This window comes from Microcystis sp. T1-4 (assembly GCF_000297435.1).
Lineage (GTDB): Bacteria > Cyanobacteriota > Cyanobacteriia > Cyanobacteriales > Microcystaceae > Microcystis.
The window spans coordinates 1-16,618 of record NZ_CAIP01000445.1; the positions used below are offsets into that span (position 1 = coordinate 1).

Consider the following 16,618-nt stretch of genomic DNA (forward strand, 5'->3'; position numbering starts at 1 on the left):
CCATCAGTTGAAAGTGTTTCAACATTGGGCAAAAAAAATTCTTCTCCGACTCCCTTATTCACAGGTGTTATCTAAGCAGGGTAAGCTCATCTAATTCGGGATAAATTTTACTTGACAAAGATTTCTAAATAGGGTAAGGAAATCGCTGTAGTATCGTCCCGCAGTGCCAGTACCCAGACTTATCCCATTTTTCTAAAGTAATGGCAGAGATGGTTAATTTCTTTCACCCCCAAACCCTATCCCAGAACGGGAGAGGGGAGTAGAATGCTTGCCACAAATAAAGAAAAATGCTATCAGATTACAAGATATGCTCGAAAACTTGACAGACGCAGGGTTGAAAGCGCTTCGCCTCTACAATAAACAATATTACTGCGCCATAGGGGCGCACGCAGTGCGCCCAAAATGTCATCCAGCGGGTTAATTTTCGGTGATTGCTATCAGATTACAACATCTGCTCGAAAACTTGACAGACGCGGGGTTGAAAGCGCTGACGGTGTTTTATTTTTAAAAAAGGGCGCATAAATTCGAGATAGCGAGGGGATAAACCAGAAGTATCGATGACTCGAATCGATCGCAATGTGCCTAATTCTAATTCCTTTTGAACCATCAGTTCGGAAATGCCGGCCGCTGCCGAACTATTCTCGATGATTGCCTTGACCATTTCTCCCGTATTTAACAGCAAAGTCACCTTTAATGTCCGTAAATCGATGCCCCAATTCTGTAACGCTTCCTCGAATCTTTGTTGGGTTCCCGATCCCGATTCTCGCATTACCCAAGGGGTTTCCACTAATTCCGGTAATTCGATCGCCTCTCTTTTATACCAGGGATGAGAACGTCCGACAATAATTAATAGGCGATCGCTGCCGACGATCTCCTGTTCTAAACAATGTGTTAAATCACTCTTGACTTCTCCCTCGATTAATGCCAGGTCAAAACCTCCGTTAGCCGTACCCAGACAGATTTCTTCCGTATTAGCTAGGGTGCAATTGATCTTAATTGCCGGATAGCGCTCCTGAAAATCGCTAATTTTTGCCGGCAGCCAATAGTTACCAATAGTCAAACTCGATCCTAATTGTAGTTCTCCCCGTTGCAAGTCGTTAAATTCCGCCAATCCCCTTTCTGTCAAAGTTACCTGGGTGAGAATGCGTTGCGCTTCTAATTGCAATAAACGTCCTGTTTCCGTGATCTCGATGTGACGACCGACGCGATGGAATAACTTCACCCCGTATTCATTTTCTAGGGAGGCAATGGCGGCACTGACGGCCGGTTGGGTGATATATAAAGCTTCTGCTGCTTTGGTGAAGTGGAGATGTTCGGCAGTCGCTAGAAAGATTTCTAGTTGATCTAGGGTCATTCTGGCCATGGCAAGGGGTTTTCCGTCTCTATTGGTCTTTCCATCATTTTAATTTATTAAATCAACAAGAAAGAATATTTGATTTTATTAATAGCTCTTTCTAGAGTGGAAGTAGGGCGATCGAGACCAGAAGAGCCGATTCAGAAAAAAATCCTATGACTACCATGATTACTGCCATATCCACAGCAATAGCGGCCTTTATTGCCACTAATCTCGATGACATCCTGATTTTGACGATTCTTTTCGCCCAGGTCAATAAACTTTTTCGCCGTCGTCATATCGTTATCGGTCAGTATTTAGGCTTTATCCTGCTAATTTTGGCGAGTTTAACTGGCTTTTTCGGGAGTTTCTTGATTCCGGCTCAGTGGATTCGTTTTCTCGGTCTGTTACCCGTGATTTTCGGGATTCGGAGTCTCTGGCAGCGAGAAGAAACCGAGACGGATAATCATCTGGAGGTGGCTGTAGGATCGGCACCGTCTTCTCCTTTGCTGGCCTGGTTTTCCCCTCAAACCGGCGCTGTGGCGGCAATTACCATCGCCAATGGCAGCGATAATATCGGCATTTATCTGCCGCTGTTTGCTAGTAATACCTGGCCAAATTTAGTTACTATCGTCAGCGTTTTTCTGATCTTGGTGGGTGTTTGGTGTTTTACTGCTCATAGGTTAACTCAATTACCAGCGATCGCTAATTTAATTACCAGTCACGGCAGCCACCTTGTCCCCTGTGTGTTGATCGGTTTGGGTGTATTTATAATCAAGGAAAGTCTTCCCCTGGCTTTCTTGGCCCTATCCTTAAGCTATGGATGGACGCTTTTCCAGCAGCAAGCAGAATCTATTTAGGGTTTGCGGCAAAAAGTTTTTCCTGGGGGCAGGGTGTAGGGTGTAGGGTTTTAGCGATTTTGAGGGGGTCAATTACCTAATTTTCAGGGAAAAAGTACCTGCATTTTCCCCCCGATCACTCCCCAATCTGGTACTTTTTGGTTGACAAAAAGTCTAAAAGTCTTACCCAACAAGGTTTTTAGATTTATTGAGCAAACCGTATTTAATTTTTGATTCAATACAAATACATCTAAAAATAGATTTTAGATTTTTTCCATACCATCTATAACTCAAGTGCCATAGAATAACATCATCTTCTCAAGCGCTCCCCTTGAAACTGACCCCTAGTCATCTCGATCATGTTATTTTTTCTCAAATCGCCAGTGACGGAAAGCAAGACCAGCATTAAACCGAAAAAAGTAAATCCCAATCGAGTCCGCGATCATCTGGCCAATGAACGCACCTATCTGTCTTGGATGCGAACGGCGATCGCATTAATGGGTTTTGGTATGGTTATTCTGCGCTTACGGGCCTTTCATCCTCCTCTGGTTCCCCGGCCCGGTTATGGCTGGAAATTGGGCTTAATGTTTGCTTTAGTGGGTTTATTGACCGTATTTTTGACCACAGCCCATTATTTTACAGTCAGACGAGATATAGATGAAGATACCTACGAACCAGCCGATCGATGGGTGCTACTATTTAGTTTAGCGATCGTTATTCTCGGTGCGGGAATTATCTATTTTGTCGCCACCAGTCCCGATCTGTTGATGGGTAGTATGATGACTTTCGAGTGAACTCTGGGGATTAGGTGGGTTGGAGTAAGCGCCAACTGACCGTGACCAGAACCGTATAAAGCAGTATTTTTAGGGCATTTTTGGGTAAATATTCCGATAATCTTGCTCCCACTACTACCCCCGGTATTCCACCCAACCAGATGGGAAGTACCAGATTCCAATCGACTGTTCCTAATCCCAGATGACCGATGGAAGTACAGGTTAAGAGGATGGACGCTTGCGATAGATCTGTACCGACTAATTTGCGAGAATCAAGGTGAAAAAAGGTCATCAAGACCAATGCAAACAAGGAACCACTAGAAATACTGGTTAAACCGACCAAATAGCCTAAAACTGCCCCTAATACGGTTGTTTTTATCTGACCAGAGCGAGTGGTTAAATCTAATTTTGGCCAGGACCAAGGAGACAAATCGGGAAAAAATAAGGAGATTAGTAGTTCCAGGGCCGCTAGGACAGTCACGATCATCAAGACAAGGCCGATGATAGGAGGCAACCATTGATCGAGATTGAGGGAGCTATTCTGCTGAAAATAGCGAAAACCGACTAATCCTAACAGAGAACCGGGGACACTGCCAATTACTAGCCATTTTACTACCTCTAAGTCGATCGTTTGCTGTTGCCAGTGACGAACGGTGCCGACCACTTTCATCAACCCGGCCGCCACCACATCGGAACCCACTGCGGTGGTAGCGGGAACCTGAAATACAAAGATCAATAGGGGGGTAATCAAGGATGAACCGCCAATTCCCGTTAATCCCACGATAATTCCGATAAAAAAGCTAAATATTGTCAATAAAGAATAGTCCATTTTTGCCTCAGTCGTCTCTTTTCTCCGGTGCGTTTCTGGTGGTTAAGGGACAAAATTAGTTAATTAAGGCTTTAGAACCGACTAAAAGACTAAAAAAGAGTAATAGTAAGCTTTTATCGCTGTTTAATCTTTTTAGTCTCGGTTTATAACCAGTAATCTCCCGAATCGAAACTTAATTTTTTTGCTATCCTGTAAAATGTAATTGTATTTTAATACGATTGAGATTAAATCATAGTTAAAATACGGTCAAACCCTATACATTTTTTGCCAGAGGATTAGCTACCGTGAGTATCATCATCGAGCAAGTATCGAAACAATTCGGCGCCTTTACTGCTTTAGACAACATCAACCTAGAGATCAAATCGAATCGTCTGGTGGCACTGCTCGGGCCGTCCGGTTCGGGAAAAACCACTCTCCTGAGAGCGATCGCAGGATTAGAACCCCCCGACACAGGCAAAATTATCATCAACGGCAAAGACACAACCCATTTAAATGTCAGAAAAAGGAATATTGGCTTTGTTTTTCAGCATTATGCGCTTTTTAAACACCTGACGGTGCGTCAGAATATCGCTTTCGGTTTAAAGATTCGCAAAGCTGCCCCCGACTACATTCAAAAACGAGTGGACAGTCTCTTGAGTTTAATTCAATTGCAGGGATTAGGCGATCGCTATCCGGCCCAACTATCCGGGGGTCAACGTCAACGGGTTGCCCTGGCCCGGGCTTTAGCGGTAGAACCGGAAGTATTATTATTAGATGAGCCTTTTGGGGCCTTGGATGCCAAAGTTAGAAAAGAGCTGCGGGTTTGGTTGCGACAGTTACACGAGGAGGTCCATGTCACCAGTGTTTTTGTCACCCACGACCAAGAGGAAGCCATGGAAGTGGCCGACGAGATCGTAATTTTCAATGAGGGTAAAATCGAACAGGTGGGAACTCCCGATCAGGTGTACGATCATCCTGCCTCTGCTTTTGTGATGAGTTTTATCGGCCGGGTGAATGTTGTACCACCGACCTCGGCTGCACTATTCGAGCAGCTTGGGGGGAGTACTAACGGAGTCAAGATTTTTATTCGTCCCCACGACCTAGAAATTCTCTCTTCTCCCAATGGGTCTAGCATTGCGGCAAAAGTTGAGCGCATTATCCACCTGGGTTGGGCCATCGATGTGGAATTAATTCTACCCGATCGCTCTCTCCTGATTGCCCATCTGAATCGAGAACAACTGGATCAACTGCACCTCAAAGTCGGGGAGCAAGTTTATGTTCGTCCTCGGGATGCTCGCGTTTTTGCTTAAAAGTCACCCTTATTGTTAGCACCTGACGGTCGCAGGATGAACGGCGATTATTTCCGGGTAACGGCTAAAATCGTCAACATTAAAGGTCAGAATATGTGTAAGGTCATGAACGCACATGGCTGCTACTAGCTTCGCATCATGTACCTGCACACCCTTGACTGAATAAGTGAAGACTAAGCGTTCCCATTCGGGATAAATAGCGGGCAGATCGTCAATAATGGGAAAAAGTGACTTTAGGCGATCGATTTCAGCCTTGGCTGCGGCCACTGTGCGTCCTAAACCATTTCTATTAATTGGACGGGTGTAAACGTTCCAAAACTCGATTAAATTCTGTGGTGCGATATAGAGTTTTTCTCCTTGTCCCAATAATAGACTTGTCGCACCCACAGCATCGCCATACATGGTGTGATCAGGTTCCGCACTTCGCAATAAGACATTAGTATCAACTAAAAAAGTCACAGGCACTCATCGTCATAGATACTATCGCGACTTACGGCATAGTCGGATAAAAGTGCGCTGCCTCGATCGTGACTACTTGCCCAATCCCGAAAAGCTTGCGCTCGTTCCGTCGGTGTTGCCGTCTCGTAAAAAGGTGTTTTTGGCTCTATCAGTTGTTTTAGCATTGTCTCCAAGAGAATTTCTACCTTTTCTGGTGATTGGTGGCTAATTCTTGCCAAAATCTCGGCAATTGCCTTTAAATCTTGCTGATGGGCTTTTTTAAAGTCTAGCAGCATTTCCGCTCCCTCCCCATCTAGCGATCGCTGAGAAAAAGGAGTAATTTCCATAGATATTGCTCTCCTTGAAAACCGCTAAAACTTGATTCTGCCATAAAAACTTTTTTTAGAATAGATTGGGATCGACACCGATCGCGCCTTCACCGTCGGCATCTTGCAGGTTAGCACCGTCTAACCGAGCATTAGTGAGATTGGCCTTCTCTAAGTCAGCTTTTTGCAGATTGGCGTTGGTTAAGTTTGCCCCTTGCAGGTTGGCTTTTTCTAAATCTGCACCTAAGAGATTGGCCTTGCTTAAATCGGCTCCCGCTAGGAGAGTTTTGCCGAGGTCGGCTCCCCGGAGGTCAGTCCCTCTGAGATTAGCACCCTGTAGGTTGGTTCTTTCTAGATCCGCTTGACTGAGGTTTGCTCCTTCTAGATTGGCCGAGGACAAGTTTAAATCTTTGAGGCTAATTCCGTTAAAGTCACAACCGACACAGGCGTTAGTTTCCTGTAGTTTTTGCAGATTATCGGCGGCAGCTGGCTCGACCAGAGTAATTTTTGCCGGTGCGCCGCCAGTGGGGGTAACGGCCCTAGCGATGGCAGGGTGGAAGCAAGAAAAAACTGTGATTAGCAATAGACAGAAGGCTGTCAGTAGCTTCGGTTTCATCGTTTTTGATCTCCTTGAGTGATCTTTTTCAGTCTCTGTTTTCACTCTAGGCAATGGCTTTAATAAAAACAAATATTCTTTGTTTTCAAATCCATAAATTCCCTTTATGGAAAGCTGGGAAGCCCCCTCGCCGTTCCATCACTTTTATTTATTAAAACGACAATTAAGAATATTTGCTTTTATGGTTGTCCCCTACCTAAGATGATAGTGTCTGGCCAAAATCCTGATCAAGGAGAGTGTGGTCAGCAATCTCACCCTCGATCGCAAGCTCAAGAACTTGACCTTGGATTGATACCGACAAAAAAATAGTCAAGAATCCTAGCAGCAAATACCAAGACGCATCTACAACGTCATAGGAGTAAAAATATAATTATATGTCCCCTCAAATTCTCGATATAGCTGAAAATCTCTCTCTAACCACTTGCGGCACTATTCTCACCCTGGCAGTCTTAGAAACCATTCTATCGGCCGATAATGCCGTCGCCCTGGCCGCTTTGGTGCGAGAACTTCCCGACCCCAGACAACAACGCCAGGCCTTAAACTGGGGATTAGCTGGGGCATTTGTGTTAAGAGTTGCCCTGTTAGTGAGTGCCAGTTGGACAGTTAAATTCTGGCAGGTGGAGGTACTGGGTGCTATTTATCTGCTCTGGTTAGCGGGTAAGCATTTTTGCCAGAAATTTTTAAATATAGAAATAGAAGACCAAAATTTTGCCACTAATCTCGCCATAGAATCTTTTGGCCGTGTTATTGTTCTGATTGCTTTTACGGATCTGGCTTTTTCCCTCGATAGTGTCACCACAGCGATCGCCCTAGCCGATCGATTCTGGATTCTCCTGACTGGTGGTATTTTGGGAATGTTAGCCCTACGATTTTTGACCGGTTTATTTGTCAGGTGGTTGGCTGAGTTTGTTTACCTACAAGATGCGGCCTACCTGACGGTTTTAGCGGTAGGGGGAAGATTGTTATTAAAAGCTTGTCAACCAACCTATTTGCCGCCAGAGTGGATGGTATTGATGATGGTGGCGGTCTCCTTAAGTTGGGGCTTTTCTAGGCGTGTTGTGGTGGAATAAGTCTAGCAGCAAGGGATTTTCTCAATTTTTTAGGAGCGTGTCAATCGTTATACTCCGGGAGGATGGGCGACTGTGACATAATTTGGGACTAGGTACGGTAAGAGTCGCTAGTGAACCCCGTTAGCCTTGGAGACTTCCTTGCTAGACACCATTTCCACCCTATCCCCAAAACTAACAGCGATCGAAACCAAGGGAAATCCTCTCCCCAAAGTTGCCACTTGTTCCTCTACCTGTCGTTACTGTCGGTTTTATAAGTTTCAGGGGAGAGGAAATGGCTATTGTCAACGCTTGGGAGTCCCTGTTCACAGTCATTGGCGTGCCTGTCCTTTGATTTGTCCACCTTTCGCCCCTTCCTGGGAAAGGTCGGAAAATGGGCAATTTTAAGTAGTTATCTGGATTTTACCACCTGTATCGAGCAATTTTTTCCCCATCCCGCTCCGTGCGAGGATGGGGTTTTAATCGAAACCGATACTTTCCACTCCACCGCTATCGGGACTGGTGGCGACAAAATAGAGAATTCCCGATCCTAGACAGGCGATCGCTATACTAAAGCAAATAATCCAGACTTGAGCGGGTTCGTAGCTATTACTATCGATCGCTCGCCGGATGAGAAAATACCGGCGCGTGGCGATGACAACGATTAATAATCCCACCATAGCGAAGACAAAACCCAACAACCACCCCAATCCTAGTACAGTAGAAGATGCCGTCCGTAAACGCAAAATGACCAGACCAAAACCCATCAAAGCGATCGAGGCACGCATCCAAGACAGATAGGTACGTTCGTTGGCCGAATGATCTCGCCAGTAATCGGGGTTAAATTTCTGCTTTGTCTTTCGGGATTTAAACAGCATAGAGGAGTTCCTCGCAGGGAAGTTCAATAAAATCAAGTATTCTTTCTTATGGTTTTAATAAATTGTTTTTATCATCTAGTTTTTCGCTTATCTTTAACCAATTCAAGGGACTTAAGCAGATTATCATCCATAAATAGCGGAAGTTTACCGTCCCATCTTTCGATCGCTTTGTTCTGTAAAACTTCTGGACTTAAGGAATCTTGGAGAATGCGATGAGCTGCCGCCTCTCCTTGAGCCAGATTGATTTTTACTTCCGATTCTTTCAAGGCTTTCAGTACCATAAAACCGGCTTTTTTGGCTTCCTGTTCGGCAATTTGTTTGGCTTCCACCGCATCGGTAAAGCGATCGGAAAAGTTGACATGAACCAAAGAAATATCATCGACACCGATATGATAATTTTTCAGTCTTTCGGTTAAACGAATATCCACTTCTCCTTTCACCTCCTCCCGTTTAGTAATTAATTCTTCGGCGGTATATTTAGCCATAACTGCCTTGAGAATTTCCTCCACTGCTGGATCGATTACTCGTTCAATGACAGCCGCTTCATCGCCAATTTGTTGAAAAATAGTATTAACTTCTGATGCTAAAATATGCCAATTCAGGGCTACATCTGTGAATACTTCCTGTAGGTCTTTGGAGGAAGCTTCGGCCGCTATCTGTTGTTTTTGAATTCTCACACTTAGTTTTTTTACCGTGTTAACAACGGGAATAATCCCGTGAATGCCCTCATTAAGTATGTGATCTTGCACCTGTCCAAAAACCATTAAAACCCCTCTTTCTCCAGCATTAACAATCACGAAAGGATTAAAAATAATCGCCAAAATTAATAACAAAAAAAGAGATTACTTGGCCTAGCAAAAAGACGATTTTTAGGCATTATTGTTTAATAAATTAAAAATAAACGATAGGATTTGCTGTCAATTAAGATATAAATTCCTAGAATAATATAGATAAAAGGACTAATTTTATGTCCGTAGTTTGTAACCACTTTAGCTATCCTGGGATGGGTAATCAAAAAATAGGCTAGGGCGCACCAAATCCCCATCATGAGATAAAAAACTATCATGATAATTAAGACGTGCATCGGGGAATTATTGGCAAAAAGAGAGGTGTAGATACCAATATTATCGCCGCCGTTAGCCACGGTCACGGCGGCAACGTAATAGGTTTGGGAGGGAAAACGAGGAAAAAAGGAGCGATTTTTAGAATAATTAACATCTTCTCTTACTTCTTGAATGTAATCTTCATTTTCCCTTGACAAAAGTTGTTTAATGCCGATAATCAAAGGAATAAATCCTAATAGACCAATCCATTCTTTAGAAACCAGTAACCCAAATAGTAAACCGAGGGAACTAGCTAGAAGAATCAGGGTAAAACCGAGGTATTGACCAATAATCAGGTGTCGAGGTCGAAAATTAGCATTAAGTCGCGAGAAAAACAACATTAGCACCATCAGATCATCAAGATTTGTGGCCACAAAACTCGTCACGCTAGTAATTAAAAGGGTTACTAACCAATTCATAGATTAAAAAAAGAGATAATCCTTCCCATTCTAAATCTCATAGTGCCAGATTTCCTCCTCTCGTAAAAGAAGACGATGGACGGGAAGACGTTCCACGGCCCCCTGTTGTTCAAGATGATTAAGTGCGCGGGTAATTGTGACTCTAGTGGTTCCTAATAAGTCAGCGATATCCTGATGAGTTAAACGCACATCAATTAATTGTCCGTTACCGGTTTGTTTACCAAATTGATTGCCTAACCATGACAGTAATTTCAGGACCATAACATCAGTACGTTTGTAGCTACGAATAATACTTAGTTCTTGTGCTTGCTGAAGATGAGACAGCAGAATTTCTGCCATTTGATAACTCTCAACTGCGGAAAAGGAAACTGCTTGCACAGGACTAATGCACTCAACTTGATAGGGATTGACTCTCTCTAGGGTTTTGCCAACAAAACTGCCAGGTCCCCACAATCCCAAGACGATGAGGGTTCCATCTTCTAACCAAGTGGAGGTTTTCACGACTCCACTCTCGATTTTCCAGAAATTAGGATTTCTGAGCGGCAAAATTGCCCGATTATCAAAGTGCCAGCGATGGGGGGTTGGTGGTTGATAGGTAAGCGTCATGATTGGTAAGTAGTCGTGCAAAATTAATTTCCTAGTCGAGACAGGAGACGGGATACAGCTATTAGGGATCGGATTTGATAATTTTGGGGTAAAAACGATAATTACCCCAAAAAAGACTGATTTTATGCCCTTGCAAGCCCTATTTATTTCGGGGTGTTAGTCTTCTCCAGTTCCGTGGTGGCCGAGGAGATCAGTTCTTGCCAAGCTCGATCGCTTTCCTGTAGAGTCTGTTTAACCGCGTCGATGGTTTTTTCCACGCGAGTTTTCAGGAAAGGGGAAGCATTGTCTTTGAGTCGTTCGGTGTCGTCGGCTAAGATATCGATCGTCTCGGAGGTATTAACAAGGCTATTTTCTAGGGTAATAAGGTTGTTTTGCAGGGTTTCACTGAGTTTAGCCCCAGAATTGACCAATTTTTTCCCTAATTTGCTCACTTTTTCCCCTAGATCGTCAATATTATCTGCTAAGTCCTCTAGGTTGTCCTGTTGAGCTTCGATAATATTCTTGTCGAGAGAAGGAGCAGCTAGTTGAGCATTTAGGTCATCGATAGCCGATTTTGTCGCTTGGATGGCTTTTTCATAGGCAATTTGGGCATCTTCGAGAATTTTTGGCCTAGAAACCTCATTTTTTTTCTTAACTGGTTCCACCACAGTGCCGCCGGTTGCCGTTGCACGGTCGATGACGGCCAACTGTTCGGGGAGTAGCGGCAAGGCGATCGCATTTGCCCTTCCCCCTAGGAGCAAAGTGACAGTTAAGAGGAAAATTAGCAGCTGGAAAATTTGATTTTTGAGGCTTTTAAAGCTCTTATTTCGGTTGATCATATTTGGATTTTCTCCCCTATTCAGAAAAGTGGTTACTTCATCTAAATGCTATCACACAAAATATTTATTTGTTGTTTATTTACAAGAAATTTCATAAATAATTTATCATATTTTTGGCAGATAAATTGCAGGAAAAAGCATAAGTTTTTTGAACTAAAAACCAGTAAAAAAAGCTTTTATTCTCTCAATATAAATTAATTTTTTATCGCTTTTTTTATTAATGATGTGCTGAATTATCCGATGAATCTATTTCTTGATTGATCCGAGATATTTTCTTACGACCTTTAATATATTTGGCTAAAGGTTGTTTTTTCTTCAGTCGTTTAATGCCACTTAAAGTGCAGAGAGTAAAAAAAGTTCCCACGAGAACCATCTGCCATAAACCGCAGCCAGAAGCGGCCCCTAATCCTGCTGCTAACCAGATAGTCGCCGCCGAAGTCAAGCCTTTTACTTGTATCTTATTTAGTTCCCGATGGGATTGTTGTAGGATGATTCCCGCCCCTAAAAAACCGACACCAGAAGCGACCCCCTGAATAGTGCGACTGAGAGCATTAGAAGACGCATAACCCACATCTCCTTCCGCTTGTAGGGGAATCATGACAAACATGGCAGCCCCGAGACTAACGATGATAAAAGTTCTCAATCCGGCGGGACGACCGCCTCGCTGTCGGTTATAACCAATCAGACAGCCGACGGCCATAGCCATACTCAGCCGAAAAATAATCGTTTGCCAATCTTCCGAGTTAAAAAACATTGCTTAACCTAACAAATGAGATAAAAACTTCGCCTAACCAATCAAAGCCTTTTCCAGATCCCGCTTTAAATCGTTCCTATTCTCGATCCCGATCGATAATCGTAGTAAAGCTGGTGTTATACCTCGTTTTAAGCGTTCTTTTTCCGGCATTGAGGCGTGAGTCATCAAAGGGGGATAACAGACCAAAGACTCCACACCACCCAAACTTTCTGCCAGTAAAAATAATTGCAATCGCGAGGCAAAAGCCGTCGCTGCCGTTAATCCCCCCTTTAACCCGATGCTAATCATGCCGCCGAATCCCGACATTTGTTGACGGGCGAGACTATGCTGGGGATGACTGGGTAAACCGGGATAATAAACTCGATCGATCTTGGGATGATTAGCCAGAAAATAGGCGATAAATAGGGCATTTTTCTCGTGTTCCCGCATCCTCACCGCCAGGGTTTTTAATCCTCGCAGAACTAACCAACTATCGAAGGGACTAGGAACCGCACCGATCGCATTTTGGTAGAATTTAAGAGGCTCGTAGAGAAGAGGATCAGAAGTAATCACCGCCCCACCGATAATATCGCTATGACCACTCAGGTATTTAGTCGTACTATGGACAACGATATCGGCCCCTAATGTTAGGGGTCTTTGGAAGTAGGGAGAAGCAAAAGTGTTATCCACCACCAAAATTAGGTTATGTTTCCTGCTAATCGCTGCTAAAGCTTGAATATCGACAATTTTTAAGAGAGGATTGGTGGGGGTTTCAATCCAGATTAATTTAGTATTCGGTTGCATCGCCGCCTCAAAAGCGGCCAGATCGTTAATATCGGCATAGGTTGTGCTTACACCCCAATTAGTGACCACTTTCTCCAAAAGACGATAGGTTCCACCGTCGAGATCGTCTCCAGCAATTAGATGGTCGCCGTTTTTTAAGAGACTTAAAACCGTGGTAATGGCCGCTAATCCCGAAGCGAAAGCTAATCCATATTGGCCCTCCTCCAAGGCAGCCAAAGCCGTTTCTAGGGCCCGGCGCGTCGGGTTGCCGGTCCTGAAATATTCATCGCTTCCGGGTTGACCGATTTTTTCCTGTTGATAGGTGGAAGTGAGATCAATGGGAACCGTTACCGCCCCATGGCTAGAGTCTGGTTCTTGCCCCCCATGAATCGCCCTCGTTTCAAATTCCATTAATTTATTGTCCTATTAGTCGATATCTTCGAGGTCTTTAAACAGGGCCGTGCTGAGGTAACGTTCCCCGAAACTAGGCTGAATCATGACGATTAATTTATCTTCGTTTTCGGGTCTTTTGCCCACCTGAATCGCCGCCCATAAAGCGGCCCCGGCCGAGATGCCCGATAGTAGTCCCTCCTGACGAGCTAACCGTCGCGCGTAGGCGAAAGCCTCTGTATCATCGACGATAATCACCTCATCGATTAATTCCGGTCGGAAAATTGCCGGGATAAAACCGGCCCCGATGCCTTGGATTTTGTGCGGCCCGGGTGGCCCCCCCGATAACACGGGACTATTAGAGGGTTCAACTGCGATCGCTTGAAATTGGGGACGACGGGGTTTGATGGTTTCGGCAATACCGGTAATGGTTCCCCCGGTTCCCACGCCACCGATAACGATATCTACCAGGCCGTCGGTATCGGCCCAGATTTCCTCGGCAGTGGTTTCTCGGTGAATTTTCGGGTTAGCCGGGTTGCGGAACTGTTGCAAACTATAGGCGTTGGGGATGTTTTCGACTATTTCCTCGGCCCGGGCGATCGCTCCTTTCATGCCTTGGCTACCCGGGGTTAATTCTAATTGCGCCCCGTAGGCTTTTAACATCGCCCTTCGTTCTAAACTCATGGTTTCGGGCATAGTCAGGATTAAGCGATAGCCTTTGGCAGCGGCTACCATGGCCAGGGCGATGCCGGTATTGCCGGAAGTGGGTTCCACCAGAATTGTTTTATCGGGGTGAATTAGTCCGGCGGCTTCAGCGTCCTCCACCATACTGACCCCGATGCGATCCTTAACCGAGGCGGCGGGGTTCATACTTTCCAGTTTGACGACGATGCGGGCTTTTACTCCCTCTGCCACTGGGATTCGATTCAGTTGGACTAGGGGAGTCCGTCCTACCAATTGGGTGATGTCTCTTGCGATCGGCATAATCCCACTTGCTTTATACTTGTTGGCTATTTTTGATTATATATGTATTTAAGATGTTTTACAATACTTTTTAAGTCGGAGTACACTGCAAAATGCTGGTGTTGGCACCTCTGATCACAACGTCGGCGGGGATTATCCCTGTCGATTTTTTTGCCTTGCCACTTTTTTTGTATATCGAAGCACAATCGATAAAATCATCTTGGGAAATTTCTCTTAATTTAGTTAACTATTATTAGTATATAAAAGCACATCTCTTTAAATAACTTAAAGGAATTATTAGAGATATGAAAAGAGCGATACTTTTTCTTAGTATAGGGTTACACATTTAAGAAAGTTTTCTGAGATTTATCCTAAAAAATTATTTTTTTGCTGCTTTTTTAGGAAATAATTTTTAATAAACAAAGGTGTAAATATAGTTTATAAAATAATTCATGGCAAAAACGAAATATTACTGTAAAAGGGGATCAAGGCTAAATTCAATTAACAAGAATTGTTCCTCGATATACAAAAAAATCTGGCCAAGGGAGAGTAAAACTTTTTTCAAGGACGATAGTATAGTCCCAAGAAAAAAACTCCTAGATACTTTATCGGAAAAAATAAAGAAAAGCCAGAGAAATCAACCTCGATATTTTGCCGAAACCAATCATCATTATAGGAGATGAAAACTATGGTGTTAGATGCCTTTGCCAAAGTCGTTTCTCAGGCCGATACCCGGGGGGAATACCTGAGCGAGAATCAAGTCAATGCCCTAATTGCCTTCGTCAAAGATGGTAATAAACGCGTGGATGTAGTCAATCGTCTTTCCAGTAATTCTTCTGCGATCGTTACCGATGCCGCGCGTAGTTTGTTTTCAGAACAGCCCGTTTTAGTTGCTCCCGGTGGCAACGCCTATACAAACCGTCGTGCCGCCGCCTGCCTGCGGGATTTGGAAATTATCCTGCGCTACGTTACCTATGCCACCTTCACCGGCGATGCCAGCATCCTCGATGATCGCGCCTTGAACGGTCTCCGGGAAACCTACGTCGCCCTAGGAGTTCCGGGGGCTTCTGTTGCGGCCGGAATTCTCAAGCTCAAGGACGCTTCCCTTGCCCTAGCGGCCGATCCCAACGGGATCACTCGCGGGGATTGCAGTTCTTTACTAGCAGAAGTCGCTTCCTACTTCGATCGAGCGGCGGCGGCAGTTTCCTGATGCTGTGACTTTCTTCTCTCAATCCGATTAAACTTTTGTAGGAGCAATTCCATCAATGACCAAGACACCTTTAACCGAAGCGGTGGCTACTGCCGATTCCCAAGGCCGTTTTCTCAGCAGTGCTGAATTACAAGTGGCGTTCGGTCGTTTCCGTCAGGCCGCCATCACCCTAGAAGGGGTAAAAATCCTCGCCCAAAAGGCCCCCAGTTTAGCCCAAGAAGCAGCCAACGCTGTCTATCAAAAATTTCCCTACACCACCCAACTCCAGGGGCCGAACTATGCCTACGATGAGCGGGGGAAATCCAAGTGCGTTCGCGATATCGGCTACTATATCCGAATTATCACCTATGCCCTCGTGGTGGGGGGTACAGGCCCGATCGATGAATATCTAGTCGCCGGTTTGAGTGAAATTAATAGTGCCTTTGAACTATCTCCTAGCTGGTATATCGAAGCCTTAAAATACATCAAAACCAATCACGGATTAAGTGGGGATGCTGCTGTAGAAGCTAATTCCTACATTGATTATGTGATCAACGCCCTTAGCTAATTCCCGTCAACTTCACGTCAACATAAGCTCAAATCTCCTAAATTCACCTCGGGATGAGCGCCGAGGTTTTTTTGCGTCCGTCTAACTTGGTCGTCCTCGGGAACCTACCCTAACAAAAAAACCATCTTGGGCAAGATGGTTAAACACAACGAGTATAAACCGACAAACTTGACTTTAGACTGCTTTTTCTGGCCCGGTAGCGACGGGCAGATCCGTGGTACTGTACTCTGTCCAAGAACCCTCATAAATTCGCACCTTGGGATAACCGAGCAGATGTTTGAGGACAATATACTGTAAAGTCGCTTCCCGTCCGGTACTGCAACTGACGATAATATTATCCGAGGGCTTGATGTTGCGTTGGGCAAGAATCTTCCTGATTTCGTCTAAAGATTTCAATTTATGAGGATTTTTCAGGGATTCATCCGGATTATTCGCTTCCGTAAAGGTCGGCCAGGGTATATTTTTCGCCCCCGGAATATGACCATTTCTCAGCCAGATATCCTGTTTCCCCTGAAAAAGTTCTTCGGGTCTAGGATCGATAAAAACCACATCGGGTTTGCCGAGCAATTTCTCTACTTCTGCTAAATTTACCCGAATCGAGGGATTATCACGGACAGTAAAGCTCCCGGGTTGATATTTAGGGAATTCTTTAGTTACCTTTTGTTCGGAACCCTTATAA

At 44.5% G+C, this 16,618-nt stretch carries 20 protein-coding genes and 2 pseudogenes; 8 read left to right on the forward strand and 14 right to left on the reverse strand.

Annotation, left to right across the window (positions count from 1 at the left end):
• Positions 1-442: 442 nt before the first annotated feature.
• Entirely contained in the window at positions 443-1,363 is a 921-nt protein-coding gene (locus tag MICAI_RS22215; RefSeq protein WP_008207354.1) for a LysR substrate-binding domain-containing protein, read from the reverse strand.
• Between the two features lie 146 nt (positions 1,364-1,509).
• On the opposite strand from MICAI_RS22215, the gene MICAI_RS22220 reads away from it, so the two are divergent.
• The 3 genes and pseudogenes from MICAI_RS22220 (at position 1,510) to MICAI_RS22225 (ending at position 2,966) form a co-directional block, all read left to right on the forward strand.
• The gene (locus tag MICAI_RS22220; protein ID WP_008207355.1) at positions 1,510-2,193 is read left to right on the forward strand and encodes a cadmium resistance transporter; all 684 of its coding nucleotides are present in this window, start codon (positions 1,510-1,512) and stop codon (positions 2,191-2,193) included.
• Positions 2,184-2,375: pseudogene (locus MICAI_RS28055) on the forward strand (hypothetical protein). The gene MICAI_RS22220 and the pseudogene MICAI_RS28055 overlap by 10 nt, the downstream one beginning before the upstream one ends.
• Before the next feature lie 156 nt (positions 2,376-2,531).
• Positions 2,532-2,966, forward strand: coding sequence for a YidH family protein (locus tag MICAI_RS22225; RefSeq protein ID WP_002762666.1), 435 nt, complete (start codon positions 2,532-2,534; stop codon positions 2,964-2,966).
• 10 nt (positions 2,967-2,976) lie between these two features.
• Here MICAI_RS22225 and MICAI_RS22230 read toward each other — a convergent pair whose 3' ends face one another.
• Positions 2,977-3,774 carry a sulfite exporter TauE/SafE family protein gene (locus MICAI_RS22230; protein ID WP_008207358.1) on the reverse strand — a complete coding sequence of 266 codons (798 nt, stop codon included), beginning with the start codon at positions 3,772-3,774 and terminating at the stop codon, positions 2,977-2,979.
• 284 nt (positions 3,775-4,058) lie between these two features.
• Here MICAI_RS22230 and MICAI_RS22235 point away from each other — a divergent pair, with 284 nt between their 5' ends.
• The gene (locus tag MICAI_RS22235) at positions 4,059-5,063 is read left to right on the forward strand and encodes a sulfate/molybdate ABC transporter ATP-binding protein (protein ID WP_008207360.1); all 1,005 of its coding nucleotides are present in this window, start codon (positions 4,059-4,061) and stop codon (positions 5,061-5,063) included.
• Positions 5,064-5,078: 15 nt separating this feature from the next.
• On the opposite strand, the gene MICAI_RS22240 is transcribed toward MICAI_RS22235, so the two are convergent.
• From MICAI_RS22240 to MICAI_RS22250, 3 genes are read right to left on the reverse strand one after another with little or no spacing between them, the layout of a single operon-like run.
• Positions 5,079-5,522, reverse strand: a complete 444-nt coding sequence (locus MICAI_RS22240) for a type II toxin-antitoxin system VapC family toxin (RefSeq protein WP_002795967.1) — start codon at positions 5,520-5,522, stop codon at positions 5,079-5,081.
• Positions 5,519-5,848, reverse strand: a complete 330-nt coding sequence (locus MICAI_RS22245; RefSeq protein WP_002762669.1) for a hypothetical protein — start codon at positions 5,846-5,848, stop codon at positions 5,519-5,521. Before MICAI_RS22245 ends, MICAI_RS22240 begins: the two co-directional genes overlap by 4 nt.
• A gap of 55 nt (positions 5,849-5,903) precedes the next feature.
• Positions 5,904-6,443, reverse strand: a complete 540-nt coding sequence (locus MICAI_RS22250; RefSeq protein ID WP_008207363.1) for a pentapeptide repeat-containing protein — start codon at positions 6,441-6,443, stop codon at positions 5,904-5,906.
• A gap of 374 nt (positions 6,444-6,817) precedes the next feature.
• Between MICAI_RS22250 and MICAI_RS22255 the strand changes: the two genes are divergently transcribed.
• Positions 6,818-7,513: a TerC family protein gene (locus MICAI_RS22255; protein ID WP_008207365.1), complete on the forward strand. Its 696-nt coding sequence runs from the start codon at positions 6,818-6,820 to the stop codon at positions 7,511-7,513.
• A 138-nt stretch (positions 7,514-7,651) separates the two neighbouring features.
• Positions 7,652-7,897, forward strand: coding sequence for a hypothetical protein (locus MICAI_RS24735; RefSeq protein WP_212567835.1), 246 nt, complete (start codon positions 7,652-7,654; stop codon positions 7,895-7,897).
• A 71-nt stretch (positions 7,898-7,968) separates the two neighbouring features.
• On the opposite strand, the gene MICAI_RS22260 is transcribed toward MICAI_RS24735, so the two are convergent.
• The 8 genes and pseudogenes from MICAI_RS22260 to cysK all read right to left on the reverse strand — a co-directional run bounded on the left by MICAI_RS22260 (position 7,969) and on the right by cysK (position 14,203).
• Complete coding sequence (locus tag MICAI_RS22260) at positions 7,969-8,367, reverse strand: YidH family protein (RefSeq protein ID WP_008207369.1); 399 nt, start codon at positions 8,365-8,367, stop codon at positions 7,969-7,971.
• A gap of 71 nt (positions 8,368-8,438) precedes the next feature.
• Positions 8,439-9,244, reverse strand: a pseudogene (locus MICAI_RS22265) (prohibitin family protein).
• A gap of 6 nt (positions 9,245-9,250) precedes the next feature.
• On the reverse strand, positions 9,251-9,889 hold the full coding sequence (locus tag MICAI_RS22270) for a cadmium resistance transporter (RefSeq protein WP_008207371.1): 639 nt from the start codon (positions 9,887-9,889) through the stop codon (positions 9,251-9,253).
• Between the two features lie 30 nt (positions 9,890-9,919).
• Positions 9,920-10,495, reverse strand: a complete 576-nt coding sequence (locus MICAI_RS22275) for a Crp/Fnr family transcriptional regulator (protein ID WP_008207372.1) — start codon at positions 10,493-10,495, stop codon at positions 9,920-9,922.
• A gap of 143 nt (positions 10,496-10,638) precedes the next feature.
• A complete protein-coding gene (locus MICAI_RS22280; RefSeq protein ID WP_008207373.1) occupies positions 10,639-11,313 on the reverse strand; it encodes a hypothetical protein in 675 nt (224 codons plus the stop codon).
• Positions 11,314-11,530: 217 nt separating this feature from the next.
• Positions 11,531-12,067, reverse strand: a complete 537-nt coding sequence (locus tag MICAI_RS22285) for an MgtC/SapB family protein (RefSeq protein ID WP_008207374.1) — start codon at positions 12,065-12,067, stop codon at positions 11,531-11,533.
• Positions 12,068-12,100: 33 nt separating this feature from the next.
• Entirely contained in the window at positions 12,101-13,240 is a 1,140-nt protein-coding gene (locus MICAI_RS22290) for a cystathionine gamma-synthase (protein WP_008207375.1), read from the reverse strand.
• A gap of 15 nt (positions 13,241-13,255) precedes the next feature.
• Positions 13,256-14,203: a cysteine synthase A gene (gene cysK, locus MICAI_RS22295; RefSeq protein WP_008207376.1), complete on the reverse strand. Its 948-nt coding sequence runs from the start codon at positions 14,201-14,203 to the stop codon at positions 13,256-13,258.
• A 670-nt stretch (positions 14,204-14,873) separates the two neighbouring features.
• Between cysK and MICAI_RS22300 the strand changes: the two genes are divergently transcribed.
• The gene (locus tag MICAI_RS22300) at positions 14,874-15,392 is read left to right on the forward strand and encodes a phycocyanin subunit beta (protein ID WP_002733930.1); all 519 of its coding nucleotides are present in this window, start codon (positions 14,874-14,876) and stop codon (positions 15,390-15,392) included.
• Between the two features lie 55 nt (positions 15,393-15,447).
• Positions 15,448-15,939, forward strand: a complete 492-nt coding sequence (gene cpcA / locus MICAI_RS22305; RefSeq protein WP_002803130.1) for a phycocyanin subunit alpha — start codon at positions 15,448-15,450, stop codon at positions 15,937-15,939.
• Between the two features lie 174 nt (positions 15,940-16,113).
• Here the strand turns inward: cpcA and MICAI_RS22310 are convergent.
• The coding region (locus MICAI_RS22310; protein WP_039900730.1) for a sulfurtransferase at positions 16,114-16,618 on the reverse strand (505 nt) is incomplete at its 5' end.

Excerpts from the sequence above, each read along its gene's own strand:
- MICAI_RS22215 (WP_008207354.1), bottom strand. The coding sequence starts at position 1,363 with ATGGCCAGAATGACCCTAGATCAACTAGAAATCTTTCTAGCGACTGCC.
- MICAI_RS22220 (WP_008207355.1), top strand. The coding sequence starts at position 1,510 with ATGACTACCATGATTACTGCCATATCCACAGCAATAGCGGCCTTTATT.
- MICAI_RS22225 (WP_002762666.1), top strand. The coding sequence starts at position 2,532 with ATGTTATTTTTTCTCAAATCGCCAGTGACGGAAAGCAAGACCAGCATT.
- MICAI_RS22230 (WP_008207358.1), bottom strand. The coding sequence starts at position 3,774 with ATGGACTATTCTTTATTGACAATATTTAGCTTTTTTATCGGAATTATC.
- MICAI_RS22245 (WP_002762669.1), bottom strand. The coding sequence starts at position 5,848 with ATGGAAATTACTCCTTTTTCTCAGCGATCGCTAGATGGGGAGGGAGCG.
- MICAI_RS22250 (WP_008207363.1), bottom strand. The coding sequence starts at position 6,443 with ATGAAACCGAAGCTACTGACAGCCTTCTGTCTATTGCTAATCACAGTT.
- MICAI_RS22255 (WP_008207365.1), top strand. The coding sequence starts at position 6,818 with ATGTCCCCTCAAATTCTCGATATAGCTGAAAATCTCTCTCTAACCACT.
- MICAI_RS22260 (WP_008207369.1), bottom strand. The coding sequence starts at position 8,367 with ATGCTGTTTAAATCCCGAAAGACAAAGCAGAAATTTAACCCCGATTAC.
- MICAI_RS22270 (WP_008207371.1), bottom strand. The coding sequence starts at position 9,889 with ATGAATTGGTTAGTAACCCTTTTAATTACTAGCGTGACGAGTTTTGTG.
- MICAI_RS22275 (WP_008207372.1), bottom strand. The coding sequence starts at position 10,495 with ATGACGCTTACCTATCAACCACCAACCCCCCATCGCTGGCACTTTGAT.
- MICAI_RS22280 (WP_008207373.1), bottom strand. The coding sequence starts at position 11,313 with ATGATCAACCGAAATAAGAGCTTTAAAAGCCTCAAAAATCAAATTTTC.
- MICAI_RS22285 (WP_008207374.1), bottom strand. The coding sequence starts at position 12,067 with ATGTTTTTTAACTCGGAAGATTGGCAAACGATTATTTTTCGGCTGAGT.
- MICAI_RS22290 (WP_008207375.1), bottom strand. The coding sequence starts at position 13,240 with ATGGAATTTGAAACGAGGGCGATTCATGGGGGGCAAGAACCAGACTCT.
- cysK (WP_008207376.1), bottom strand. The coding sequence starts at position 14,203 with ATGCCGATCGCAAGAGACATCACCCAATTGGTAGGACGGACTCCCCTA.
- cpcA (WP_002803130.1), top strand. The coding sequence starts at position 15,448 with ATGACCAAGACACCTTTAACCGAAGCGGTGGCTACTGCCGATTCCCAA.